The following is a 13,017-nucleotide window of genomic DNA, read 5'->3' as shown; positions in this document are numbered from 1 at the left end:
TTTGGTTTGAGGAAGAAACATGGCTGAAAAGGAAACAGCGCTTGGGACAATTCCGAAGCGGGACGGGAATTCGGGCGGGCTCGCCGCTTTAATCAAGAAATCGGCGGCCGACAAGATGGGGCCGGAAGATCACGTCCTGGTCTGGCCGAATCTGGTCTACATCGAGTTGATCTCGATGTTGGTCGCCACCGCGGTACTTCTCTTTCTCTCCCTCGTTTCGCCGGCGCCGCTGGAGGAGTTGGCCAGCGCCGATACCACGCCGAACCCGACAAAGGCCCCCTGGTACTTCTTGGGCCTGCAGGAGCTTCTGGTCTATTTCGATCCCTGGCTCGCCGGCGTGGTCCTCCCCTCCTTGATCATCGTCGGACTGGTTCTTCTTCCCTACATCGATCCGAATCCGCGGGGGAAAGGTTATTATACCTACTCCGAGAGAAAGTTCGCCGTACTGGGATTTTGTTTCGGGCTGGCGCTTTGGTACATCTTGATCGTGATCGGTGTCTGGTTCCGGGGGCTGGATTGGTCGTGGTATTGGCCCTGGGACAATTGGAAGGCGCACAAACCGATCACAGGGGGCCTCGTCGATCTGGAGGTCGTGATCCAGAACACGCTCGGACTGCCCGAAGCCCCCCTCGTCACGCTCGGCCGGTACGGCGTCACGATCGCCAACCTGATCACCTGGGCGTTGTTCCTGGGATATTACGCGGTCGGATTCAGCATTCCTTTTCTCTTCATGAGAAAGTTTTACAATTCGTTGGGGTTTGTCCGGTACAATTTGATGATGTTCCTTTTCCTTTCGATGCTCGGCGTGCCGCTGAAGATTTATTTAAGACTGCTTGCCAGCATCAAATATGTGCTGGTGACCCCCTGGTTTAAAATTTAGGCGATTTGGAGAAAAAACGATGGATGATCGATTGGGAATCGGGATTTTCATCACGGTCGGGACTCTGCTTCTCATGGGGTTCTTCTTTGGAATCACCGTCTGGCTTGAGAGCGCTTTCAAGAAAGAGAAGCAGAAAAAATAGGAAGGGATCGATCGATTTATGGTAAAGCACGCTTTATTCGCGGTCTTCAGTGTTCTGGTTCTTTTCCTGCTCGGGATGTTTGCCTATCGCGAGCAGAATCCGGAATGGAAAACATATCAGGCTGAATACTACAAAAAGCTGGCCCAGGCGGTGAACGACCCGAAGATCGCCGGCACCCCGTTGAAGGTGAAGCAGGTTTGGAATCAAAGCCTGAACCGGGCCGATCGCTGCACCACCTGCCACGGCGGCATCGATAATCCGGCCTTCGAAAATGAGCCGCAGCCTTACAAGACGCATTCCAATTTTGCGAATGAAGGCTATATCTCGAAGCATGCTTTCGAGAAATTCGGCTGCACGATCTGCCATGAAGGGGACGGCCAGGCGGTGACTGTCAGTAAAACACACGGCGTCGTCAAACACCTCGATCGGCAGCTTCTGACCGGACCGTATGTTCAGACCGCCTGCACCAAATGCCACTATGAGCTCTACAACCCCGAGGTCTACTGGCCTGAAGTGGAGACCTTGATGGAGGGGAAAAAGTTGGCCGTCGAGCTCGGCTGCGTCGCCTGCCATGCGATCAAACAGTTCGGAAGCAATGCGACCTTGGCGCCGGAGCTCTCCGCCATGGGGAGCAAAACCGAGCTTTCCTTCTATCTCGTCCACGACTTCTCAAGAATCGAATCGAAAGATCATCTCACCCGGGTGTGGGAGTTCGAGCACTTCAAGGACCCGCAGAAGATCGTGCCGGGGACGATGGACGCGGCCGACCCGAAAGATCGGACCCCTCCGACCATTATGCCGAATTGGGGATTGACCGACGAAGAAGCGACCGCCCTGACCGTGTTCACCCTGTCGTTGAGAGATCCCAAGGTGGAGCGAATCCCGAGGGAGTACTTCCCGAAGCTCGACGAGCACGACGAGTTCTTGCAGTATCGCCAATAATTTTTTTATCGGAAGCTCCTGCTCCTTTTTCAGGAGCAGGAGCTTCTCCTTTTCCATCTCCGTCCGAGCTCCCGTTCACCGGAAGCATCTTCCGGGGCCGACGCCTTCCTTGTCCGGAACGGATTCTCCTTTCCTCATAAATCGTTGACAATCGACTTTCTTATGGTATCAATAACCTGTTCGTCGCGCGGGCGATTCGGGAAGGTCATCCGCCGGCCTGATCAAGGGATCTTATGACGATTGAAGTCATCATCGTTCTTTTGCTGGTCGTCTCGGCCGTCGTTCTCTTCGCGAGCGAGCGGTTTCCGGTCGACATGGTCGCCTTGATCCTCATGGCGACCCTTCTTTTGAGCGGGATCATCACCCCGGAGGAGGGGATTTCCGGCTTCAGCAACACGGCGACCGTGACCGTCGGGGCGATGTTTATTCTGAGCGCCGGTCTTTTTAAAACGGGGGCGCTCAACTTTATCGGCGTCGCGCTGGCGAAAATCGGAAAGCGGAACTTCTGGATCGCCTTGATCACCATGATGGCCGGCGTGGGGGTGATCTCCGCGTTCGTGAACAACACGGCGGCGGTCGCCATCTTCATGCCGATCGTTCTCGGCGTCGCGCGCGATGCCAAGGTAAACCCCTCCAAGCTCCTGATGCCGCTTTCTTTCGCGTCGATGTTCGGAGGGGTCTGCACCCTGATCGGAACGTCAACCAACATCCTGGTCAATTCGATCGCCGAGCGATACGGACAGCCTCCTTTGCGGATGTTCGAGTTTTCCTCCTTCGGCCTGGTGATATTCGGCGCCGGAATGGCGTATATGATCCTGATCGGCGTCCGGCTGATTCCCAACCGGAGAGGAGGGGGGGATCTGACCCATAGTTTCGGGATGGGGGAGTACCTGACCGAGATCGTCCTGCTTCCGCAGGCAAAGTCGGTCGGACAACGTTTGAGGGATTCGCAGCTGGTCCGGGATCTGGATGTCGATGTCTTGGAGGTCCTCCGGGGAGGGCGGCGCCTTCTGCTCCCTTCGCCCGAAATCGTCTTCCAGGCCGACGACCTCTTACGGGTTCGATGCAACGTCGAGAAGATCAGGCAGCTCCAGGAGCGGGAGGGAATTCTCCTCAAACCGGGAATAAAATGGCGGGACGAGGATCTGGAGTCGGCCCAGACGGTTTTGGTGGAGGCGGTCATCGCCCCGAATTCCGTCCTGGAAGGGAAGTCCCTCAAACGGGTGCGGTTTCGCCATCGGTTCAACGCCACGGCCCTGGCGATCCGGCATCGCGGCGAGGTGATGCACGAGCATTTGGAAACGACCCCGCTTCGGGCGGGGGACGCCCTCCTCATCGAGGCCCGGCGCGATCGCCTCGATCAGTTGAAGCAGCACCCGGCGTTTGTCTTCGTCTCCGAGGTCGGGCTGCCGGAATTCCGGAAGGAAAAGATCGTCCCGGCCCTGGCGATCATCTCCGGGGTCGTCCTGGGGGCCGCCCTCAACCTGCTGCCGATCGTGGTCGGCGCGATCGTCGGATCGGTGTTGCTGATCTTGACCGGGTGTCTCTCCCTCGAAGAGGCCTATGAGGCGATCGATTTGAAGGTCATCTTTCTGCTGGCGGGGGTCCTCACCCTCGGCACCGCGCTCGAGAAGACCGGCGCGGCGCGGTTCCTCTCCCAATTCCTCATCTCCGGCGTCGGCCTGCTTGGACCGACGGCGATTCTCTTCACCCTTTTTCTCCTGACGACCCTCTTGACCAACGTGATGTCGAACACCGCCACGGCGGCGCTGCTCGCCCCGATTGCGATCGTCACGGCGGAATCGCTCGGCGTCAGCGCCCGGCCCTTTCTGATGGCGGTGACCTACGCGGCTTCCCTCAGCTTCATGACCCCGGTCGGGTATCAGACCAACACCCTCATCTACGGGCCGGGACAATATCAGTTCTCCGATTTTCTCCGGGTGGGGACCCCCCTGAACCTTCTCTTCTTGTTGTTAGCCGTTTATTTTATCCCGCAATTCTGGCCTTTCTAGAGGAGGCGTGAGATGAACGTTTTACAAGGTTTTTTGGAACAGGTGAGAAGCTGGATCAACTTCCCGATTTTCACGCTCGGTGGGACCCTCTTTACCCTCTGGTCGCTTCTCTATATCGTGGCGCTCCTGGCGCTCCTCTTTTATCTCTCCGGAAAGCTCAAACGGTGGGTGGTCGATCAGCTTCTTTCAAGAAGCAACGTCGACATCGGCATCCGCCAGGCGACCGGGACGATCATCCGATATATCGTGGTCGCGATCGGATTCTTGGTCATCCTGCAGTCGGCGGGGATCAATCTGAGTGCCCTGACGATTCTGGCGGGGGCGCTCGGGATCGGCGTCGGGCTGGGGTTGCAGAGTATCACGAACAATTTCGTCAGCGGGATCATCATTCTTTTCGGCCGTCCGATCAAGGTCGGAGACCGGATCGAGGTCAACGATGTGGTCGGGGACGTGATCCATATCTCCCCCCGCGCCACCACCGTCGTCACGAACGACAACATCGCCATGATCGTTCCGAACTCGGAATTCATCTCTTCAACGGTGACCAACTGGAGTTACACCGACCGGAAAGTCCGATTCAGTATTCCGGTGCCGGTTTCCTACCGCTCCGATCCGGAGCGGGTTCGGGCGCTTCTCATGGCGGTGGCCGAGGCCCATCCGGGGGGCCTCGGAGAACCGGAGCCGGACGCGCTCCTGGACGGCTTCGGCGACAGCGGCTTGAATTTCGTTCTCCGCGTCTGGAGCCAGCGATACACTTCCCGGCCGGGGGTGCTCCGAAGCGAGCTCAATTACGCGATCATCAAGAAATTCAGAGAAGAGGGGATCGAGATTCCTTTTCCCCAGCGGGATATTCACATTCGAAACGGGGGAGAGGAGGCGGAGGGAGCCGCCTCCCGATAAATGCAAAAGAAAAAAGCTCCTGATGGGCTTATTCGAAGGGGTAGTCACATTCTAGCCCCTTACGGCGGGGAGCTTCAATGCTTCTGCTCGGTCGTAAACCGCATCAGGTCCCGATGTTTCCCCACCAGAATCAGGACGTCCCCTTTCTCGATCCGATATTCCGGGGAAGGGTAGAGCTCCAGCCGCTCCGGCTCCTTCCGCAAGCCGATTTTTTGGGAGAGGCTTTCTTCCTTTTTCTTGACCGCCAGAAGGATCAGTCGCCACGATTCGTTCAATTTCAGGTCGGCCAGCGATGTTCCTGCCAGCGCCTCGGGGGCGTCCCAATGAACGATCGAATAATTCTGAGAGAGCTCGATGTAATCGCGGATTCCCTCTCCCGAGATCGCCTTCGCCAGACGGCGTCCCATTTCATCTTCGACGAAGATGACCCGGGTCGCCCCGATCAATTCGAGAATCTTCTTCTCCCGATCCGAATAGGCGCGAACGATGATCTCTTTGATCCCCATCTCTTTCAGGATCACCGTGGTGACGACGCTTGCTTCCAAGTTCTCTCCGATGGCGACGATCGCCACATCGACCCGATCGCACCCGATCGATTTGAGCGCATCGGGATCGGTGCTGTCGAGCTGAACGGCGTGAGGAACACGCTCCTTGACCTCCTCCACCCGCGCCATGCTGGCATCGACGGCAATGACCTCTTCCCCGATGGAGGAGAGGGTTTTGGCCAGACTGATTCCGAACCGGCCCAATCCAATGACCAGAAAACGTTTCATAAGAATTTTCTACCCCACAATCACTCTTTCTTCCGGATAGTGATAAATCCCCCGGCTGGTCCGCTCCGCCAGGGTATAGGCGATCGTAAGGGGACCGAGCCGCCCGATAAACATGATCAAAATCAGAATCGCTTTCCCGAGCGGGGAGAACGCGCCGGTATTCCCGATCGAGAGTCCCACCGTGTTGAACGCCGAGACCGCCTCGAACAAGATCACTTTAAAATCCCCTTCCTCGACCGCCAAGAGAGCAAGGAGCAGGAGCGCCAGCAGGGCCGATGAGATAAACCCGACCGAGAGCGCCTTCTGGACCGCTTGAGGCGCCAGCCTCCGATGGAAGATCTCGATCTCCTCGCGTCCCCGTAGGAGGCTCCGCAGCGTCGCCAACATCACGCCGAAGGTGGTCGTCTTGATCCCCCCCGCGGTCGAGATCGGCGAGCCTCCGATCCACATCAGGAGAATGATCAGAAAAAGGCTCGCATCGGAAAAGCGGGCGATGTTCAGCGTATTGAACCCGGCGGTCCTGGCCGTGGCCGATTGGAAAAAGGCGGCGATCCACTGATGATACCAGGGAAGCGGGGCGAGCGCTCCTCGATATTCGAGGAAATAGATCCCGAGGGTCCCCGCCACCAGGAGCCCGGCCGAAATTGCCAAGACCATTTTGGAATGGAACGTCAATCTCCAGGAGGTCGGACCCCTTCCGAAGAGGGGATAGTTCCCCAGGTTGTGCAGCACAGGAAAGCCGAGTCCGCCGAGAATGACGAGACCGATGATGGTCAGGCTCACCCCGGGCCGATCGACGTAACCTTCCAGATTCGCCGGAAAGAGGGAGAAGCCGGCGTTGCAGAAGGCGGAGACCGAATGAAAAATTGCTTGGAAAAGGGCGTTCGGCGTTGCATCCTCAAGAAGGGTCCAGAGCAGCAGGGCGCCGAACGCTTCGATCGTCAGTGTGATCACGAAGATGGAGCCGATCTCCCTCCGGACCGATCCGATCGATTCGACCTCCAGGACCCCTTGGAGGGCGATCTCCTCATGCAGCGGCATGCGCCGTCGGGGAAGAAAGAAGATGAGGGCCCCGAAGGTCATGATGCCGAGTCCGCCGAGCTGGATCAGGAGGAGGATGACCCATTGGCCGGCCGTTCGATAATATTCGGAGATCGGGGCGACGGCTAATCCGGTCACCGTGGTGGCCGAGGTGGCGGTAAAGAGGGCATCGATAAAGGAGATCTGAGAGGGGTCGGCCACCATCTGGGGGAGCGAGAGGATCAGGGCGCCAGCGAAGATCAACAGGGCAAAGCTGAGCGCCAGGGTCTGCGCCGGTTTGAGATGGAGCCGATCGAGGAAAGTAGCGATGGTTTTCAGCCGCATCGCATAGATCGAAAAAGCCGCGCCGAAAAAGATCATGCTGTAGAGACGGTAGGTATGAATCGGGAAGATGTCCGGCTGGTCCCACCTTTGGAAAAAGAGGATCCCTTTCTCAAAGTAGAAGAGAAGGGCGATCAGAAAAAGTGCGACGGGGACCAGCCGCTTTCTCCATGAGAGATGCCTGAAGCGGAGCAGAAGATAGCGCTCCTCGAAAGTCAATTTGATCAGGCCCCCCGCTTGCAGCAGGAGGGCGGCCGCCTTGAAGAAGATCGGAAACCAAATCGAGAAATCGAAGAGAAAGGAGAGAAGTAAAATGCCGGAAAGGGAGGCGACCTTGATCTCCCTGATCGACGAGGCGGTCAAGTCGAAAACCTGCCGGACGAAGGTTGCCGGACGAGATTCTCGAGCGGCGGAGAGGAGGAATCGAACCCATCCCTCCCGCTTCATGCTGTCGGTTGAAGCCCCCTTCAATCGGTTCTCCTGAGGATACGATGGGCCGATGCTATCATATCTTCGCGGAATTGGCAAAGCGGGGTGATCCGCTTTTAAAAGAGTAGGGGCGTATTGCAATACGCCCCTACAACGGAAAAGATTCGATTCAAATGCGGTTTTTTCCTGTTTATCCTCTCATCAGCGCGATCATCGCCAGCGGCGGAAGGGTGATCCGCAGCGAGTAGGGGCGTCCGTGGGAGGGGATCGGCTCGGCCAAGAGGCCGCCGCCGTTTCCGAGGTTGCTTCCGCCGTAGAAGCTTGAATCGCTGTTGAGCCGCTCCTGCCAGAATCCTTCGGCGGGGACCCCGATCCGATAGTCGAGGCGGGGGACCGGGGTGAAGTTGCAGACAAAAACAACCGGCTGGTCCGGGTTCTCCCCCCGGCGCAGGAAGATCAGGGTGCTGGCCGCCGCATCGTTCAGATCGATCCATTCGAAGCCGGCCGGGTCGAAGTCTTTCTGGTAAAGCGCCGGCTCTTCCCGATAAAATCCGTTGAGGTCGGCGACCCACTGCTGGAGCTGCCGGTGCGGGGGATATTGCAAAAGATGCCAATCGAGACTCCGATCGTGGTTCCATTCCGTTCCCTGTCCGAGCTCCCCCCCCATGAAGAGGAGCTTTTTGCCGGGATGGGCGTACATGTACCCGAATAAGAGCCTCAGGTTGGCAAACCGCTGCCAGTCGTCCCCCGGCATCTTGGAGAGGAGCGAGCCCTTTCCATGGACCACCTCGTCATGAGAGAGCGGAAGGACGAAATTCTCGGAAAAGCCGTACCAGATGCTGAAGGTCAGCTGGCCGTGGTGGTATTTTCGATGAACGGGGTCCTTTGAAAAATAAGAGAGGATGTCGTGCATCCATCCCATGTTCCATTTCATCCCGAAGCCGAGCCCCCCGAGATAAGTCGGCCGGGAAACCATCGGCCAGGAAGTCGATTCTTCCGCGATCGTCTGGGTGTCGGGGAAGTGGCCGTAGACCGCTTCGTTCAGCCGTTTCAAGAAGGAGATCGCCTCCAGATTCTCCCGGCCGCCGTACATGTTCGGTATCCATTCTCCCTCTTTCCTGGAGTAATCGAGATAGAGCATCGAGGCGACGCCGTCGATCCGAAGCCCGTCGATGTGGTACGTCTCCAGCCAGAAGAGGGCGCTGCTGATCAGAAACGCCTGCACCTCGTTGCGCCCGTAGTTGAAGATGGCGCTGCTCCAGTCGGGATGGAATCCCTTTCGGGAATCGGCATGTTCGTAGAGATAGGTCCCGTCGAAGTAGGCGAGTCCATGTTGATCGGTCGGGAAGTGGGAGGGAACCCAATCGAGAATCACGCCGATGCCGTTCTGATGAAGGGTGTCGATCAGATACATCAGGTCCTGCGGCGTGCCGTACCGGCGGGTCGGGGCGAAGTAGCCGGTCGTCTGATACCCCCAGGAGCCGTAGAAGGGGTGTTCGGTGATCGGCATCAACTCGACATGGGTGAACTTCATCTCACGGAGGTATTCCGTCAGCGGTTTCGCCATCTCACGATAAGTCATCGGCCGGTCCCCCTCTTCGGGGACCCGCCGCCAGGAGCCGAGATGCATCTCGTAAATGGACATCGGGGCGGTCATCTGATTCCGCTGCGCGCGCTGCGCCGACCAGTCCTGATCGTTCCATTGATGCTGTAGATCCCACACGACCGAGGCGGTCCGGGGAGGGATCTCCGTGCAGAAGGCGAACGGATCGCTCTTCTCCACGGTGTATTGATGGTTCCGCGAGACGAGATGATATTTATAGAGGGCCCCCACGCCGATGTCGCTGAAAAATCCTTCCCAGATCCCCGATCCGTCTTCGCGGACCTTCAGGGGATGGGAGGCGGGATTCCAACAGTTGAAATCGCCGACGACCGAGACCGATTCCGCGTTGGGCGCCCAGACGGCGAAATAAACCCCCCGCCTCCCCTCCGATTCGATCGGATGGGCGCCGAGCTTTTCGTGAAGGTTGAAGTGGCTTCCCTCTTTCAGAAGGTAGATGTCATGCTCGGTCAGCAGACTGAGGGAGGGGAGGACTTTCTGCATTCGTTCTTTTCCACTCATCATCGGGCCTCCATCAGGTGAGTAATTCCTTTCAGCGGAATCATGATCCATTCGGGACGGTTGTTCAATTCGTATCCGATCTCGTAGACCGCCTTATCGAGGAGAAAGGTATTGAGCAACACCTCGATGTCCTCCCGCTCTTTCGGAATGAACGGGGCGTCTCCCGCGGTATCGAGGTAGGAGCGAAGAAAGGCCGCCGACGTGTACCGATACCAGAGATCGGCCCACGGTTCCAGCACCGGGACGTCCTCCGGCCGGATTGAGGCCTGCGTGACCAGCCCGCTGTAGGCTTTGTAATGGAAAGAGCGGATCATTCCCGCCACATCTCGAAACGGCGAGCGCTTCAGCCGCCGCTCGCTGAGGGGGCGCGCCGGCTCTCCCTCGAAATCGATGATGTAGAAATCATTCCCCGTATAGAGAACCTGTCCCAGATGATAATCTCCATGAATTCGGATCTTCATCGTCGAGATCTTCTTTCGGTAAACCGTCTTAAACCGCTCCAGGATCTCCCGTTCGGAATTCAAAACCTCCTGCGCTCCGGTCCGGACAGGTTCGGGGAGGCCTTTCAATTTCTGCCGCAGGAGCTGGAAGACCTGCCGCCCGTGGCTCTGCATCCCCTGGTAGACGGAGCGCTGATAGAGCAGCGTGTACGGTTCCGGCGCAAACTGGGAATCCTCCGTCGGGGAGGAGAGGGCGAGATGAAATTCGGCCGTCCGTTTCCCGAGCAAGGTCGCCATCTCCAGGTAGATGCTCCCGATCAGTTCATGGAGGAGGGGAGGGACTTCTTGGAAGGCGGTCTCCAGCAGGGAGGGGGGGGCCTTCGGAATGGCGTCGATCTCCCCCCGCTTCGAGAGGACCCGCTCAAAATAGCGCTCCACCGCATCGACCGTGTATCGCCAAGCGTCTCCCTCGTTCGGAACGAATCCCTGAAGCAGGCCGACGATCATCGGCTCCGCCCCCGGCCTCCGGTACTCGATGGCGCCGGCATAAGGGGGGATTCGGGAGAGAAGGGCGTTTTCGGTCAGGAACCGGCCGATCTCCAGATCGGGATTGATCCCTTCATCCAACCGCCGGTAGAGCTTGAAGAGAAAGGTCTGCCCGTATAAGAGATTGGAGTTGGTCTGCTCCCCCTTCAAGACCTGGGACGCGAGCAGGGCGCCTGCGGCCGCCGCCAGCGATTTAAACCGCTTTCCCGGAGAGGCGATGATCTCGCCCCGCGCCCCTTTGATCCGCTGTCGCTTCGAGATGATCGAGAGGAGGCAGTCTCGAAGCGCCTCATCGTAGATGCCGTCATAGAGAATCCCTTCCTGCTCGCCGATGACGCGGGCGATCACGCTGTGAGGGGCCTCTTCCGCGATTCGCGCAGCCCCCTCTCCGGAGGCGAAGGCGATCGGAAGAAGATAGGTTTCCGGCATTCCCTCCGTATAGTCGATCTGAAGCAGGAGAAGCTGCCCCGTGCTTCCCTCTTTACCGATCGGGATCGCCTCGAGGATATGGAGCTGCTCGATCTGCCGGGCTTTTCCGCCGTACCATCGGCATCCGACGATGTAGGCCGGGAAGGTGTTCCGTTCGAGCGTCTGCTTCTGCCTCCCCTTTAACACGTTCCGCCAATCGCCTTCGACGGAGATCTCGGGAATAATCCGTTTTCCGGAGGGATGCATCGATTCCTCCTTTTTTTGAAGGATAAAACGATAGTAGCCGTACGGACCGAGGGTGATCGTATAACGGCCGTCGCGGATTTCCGGGAACCGATTCCTGCTGAAGAGGGTCTCCGGAACGTGGCCGACGTATTGAGAGAGATCGAGCTCGGCGATCTGGGAGTGCCGTGAAAGATTGACGACCACGAGGATATGCTCTTCGTCCTTATAATGGCGCAGAAACGCGAGGACTTTGGGGTTGTCCGGCAAGAGGAATTCGATCGTTCCCCTCCCGAACGCCTTGTAATATTTTCGGGTCGCGACGAAGCGCTTCATGCTCCAGAGGAGCGAAGAGTGATTCCGCTCCTGGTTCTCGACGTTGACCGATTCGTAGTGATATTCCGGATCGATAATCGCGGGAAGGAAGAGCTTTTGCGGGTTCGCCTGTGAGAAGCCGGTGTTGCGGTCGCCGTTCCACTGCATCGGGGTGCGGACCCCGTTTCGATCTCCGAGATAAAAATTATCCCCCATCCCGATCTCATCGCCGTAGTAGATCACCGGCGTTCCGGGGAGGGAGAAGAGAAGAACGTTCATCAGCTCGATTTTCCGCCGGTCGTTTTCGAGCAGCGGGCCGAGCCGCCGCCGGATCCCGAGATTAATCCTCATTTTGGGATCGCGCGCGTAGATCCGGTACATGTAGTCGCGCTCCTCATCGGTGACCATCTCCAGGGTCAGCTCGTCGTGATTGCGCAAGAAAATCGCCCATTGGCCGTTTTCGGGGGGCGAGGGGGTCTGCTCCAGGATGTCGATGATCGGGAAGCGGTCTTCCATCCGAAGGGCCATGAACATCCGGGGCATGAGGGGGAAGTGGAAGGCCATGTGGCAGGCGTCCCCTTTTCCAAAGTAGGCGACGGCGTCCTCCGGCCACTGGTTGGCCTCGGCGAGAAGCATCTTATTTTTGAACTTCAGATCGACCCGCGTTCGGAGCTGTCTTAGAAACTCATAGGTCTCCGGGAGGTTTTCACAGTTGGTCCCTTCCCGCTCGTAGAGATAGGGGACGGCGTCGAGGCGCAACCCGTCCACTCCCATCTCCAGCCAGTGCTCCATCACCCGGAACATCTCTTTTCGGACGTGCGGGTTGTCGAAATTCAGATCGGGCTGGTGGGAGTAGAAGCGGTGCCAGTAGTAGGCTTTCGCCACCGGGTCCCAGGTCCAGTTGGAGGCCTCGAAGTCCTTGAAGATGATCCGGGCGTCCTTGTATTTCTCCGGGGTGTCGCTCCAGACGTAGAAATCCCGCCAGACGGAGCCCGGCTTGGCCCGCCGGGCCCGCTGAAACCAGGGGTGCTGGTCCGAGGTGTGATTGAGGACCAGCTCGGTGATCACCCGCATTCCCCGGCGATGGGCCTCCTTCAAAAACTCCTTAAAGTCGCGCAGCGTCCCGTAATCAGGGTGAATATTGAAGTAATCGGCGATGTCGTACCCGTCGTCCTTCAAGGGGGAGGGATAGAAGGGGAGAACCCAGATCGCCGTGATCCCCAGGTCCTTCAGATAATCGAGCTTTTGCGTCAGCCCCTTGAAATCGCCGACGCCGTCGTTATTGCTGTCGAAGAACGCTTTGATATGGAGCTGGTAGATGACGGCGTCTTTGTACCAGAGCGGGTTGTGTTCAGACCGGATTTCCTTTTCGGACATTCAAAACTCCTTGTGGCCAGACCGGGGCGGAGAGGCCGCCCTCCCCGAACGAATCAAAAACTTGATCATGCCACACCCGTTTCGGCGAGTCAATTCAGGGCTCCTCCGGACCGGTTGTCTCCTTCC

The 13,017-nt window shown here is 58.0% G+C and carries 9 protein-coding genes; 5 read left to right on the top strand and 4 right to left on the bottom strand.

Annotated features, from left to right (window positions below; all coding sequences use genetic code 11):
• Positions 1-19: 19 nt before the first annotated feature.
• From MNODULE_RS10655 to MNODULE_RS10640, 5 genes are all read left to right on the top strand, one after another.
• Positions 20-880, top strand: a complete 861-nt coding sequence (locus MNODULE_RS10655) for a cytochrome B6 (protein ID WP_202882177.1) — start codon at positions 20-22, stop codon at positions 878-880.
• 19 nt (positions 881-899) lie between these two features.
• Entirely contained in the window at positions 900-1,022 is a 123-nt protein-coding gene (locus MNODULE_RS25060; RefSeq protein WP_272953258.1) for an NOVXTKCP family nitrogen cycling protein, read from the top strand.
• A gap of 18 nt (positions 1,023-1,040) precedes the next feature.
• Positions 1,041-1,964, top strand: a complete 924-nt coding sequence (locus tag MNODULE_RS10650; protein ID WP_168059583.1) for a c-type cytochrome — start codon at positions 1,041-1,043, stop codon at positions 1,962-1,964.
• Positions 1,965-2,197: 233 nt separating this feature from the next.
• Positions 2,198-3,976 carry an SLC13 family permease gene (locus tag MNODULE_RS10645; protein ID WP_168059581.1) on the top strand — a complete coding sequence of 593 codons (1,779 nt, stop codon included), beginning with the start codon at positions 2,198-2,200 and terminating at the stop codon, positions 3,974-3,976.
• Between the two features lie 12 nt (positions 3,977-3,988).
• On the top strand, positions 3,989-4,876 hold the full coding sequence (locus MNODULE_RS10640; RefSeq protein ID WP_168059579.1) for a mechanosensitive ion channel family protein: 888 nt from the start codon (positions 3,989-3,991) through the stop codon (positions 4,874-4,876).
• Positions 4,877-4,950: 74 nt separating this feature from the next.
• Here MNODULE_RS10640 and MNODULE_RS10635 read toward each other — a convergent pair whose 3' ends face one another.
• The 4 genes from MNODULE_RS10635 to treS form a co-directional block, all read right to left on the bottom strand.
• Positions 4,951-5,649, bottom strand: coding sequence for a potassium channel family protein (locus tag MNODULE_RS10635; RefSeq protein WP_168059577.1), 699 nt, complete (start codon positions 5,647-5,649; stop codon positions 4,951-4,953).
• Between the two features lie 9 nt (positions 5,650-5,658).
• A complete protein-coding gene (locus MNODULE_RS10630; protein ID WP_168059565.1) occupies positions 5,659-7,482 on the bottom strand; it encodes a TrkH family potassium uptake protein in 1,824 nt (607 codons plus the stop codon).
• Positions 7,483-7,630: 148 nt separating this feature from the next.
• On the bottom strand, positions 7,631-9,562 hold the full coding sequence (glgB, locus tag MNODULE_RS10625) for a 1,4-alpha-glucan branching protein GlgB (protein ID WP_168061104.1): 1,932 nt from the start codon (positions 9,560-9,562) through the stop codon (positions 7,631-7,633).
• Positions 9,562-12,891 carry a maltose alpha-D-glucosyltransferase gene (treS, locus tag MNODULE_RS10620; RefSeq protein ID WP_168059563.1) on the bottom strand — a complete coding sequence of 1,110 codons (3,330 nt, stop codon included), beginning with the start codon at positions 12,889-12,891 and terminating at the stop codon, positions 9,562-9,564. The genes glgB and treS overlap by 1 nt, the downstream gene beginning before the upstream one ends.
• Between the last annotated feature and the right edge of the window lie 126 nt (positions 12,892-13,017).

Origin of the sequence: Candidatus Manganitrophus noduliformans, from assembly GCF_012184425.1 — a bacterium.
Lineage (GTDB): Bacteria > Nitrospirota > Nitrospiria > SBBL01 > Manganitrophaceae > Manganitrophus > Manganitrophus noduliformans.
This window is presented reverse-complemented; position numbering and strand designations above follow the sequence as displayed.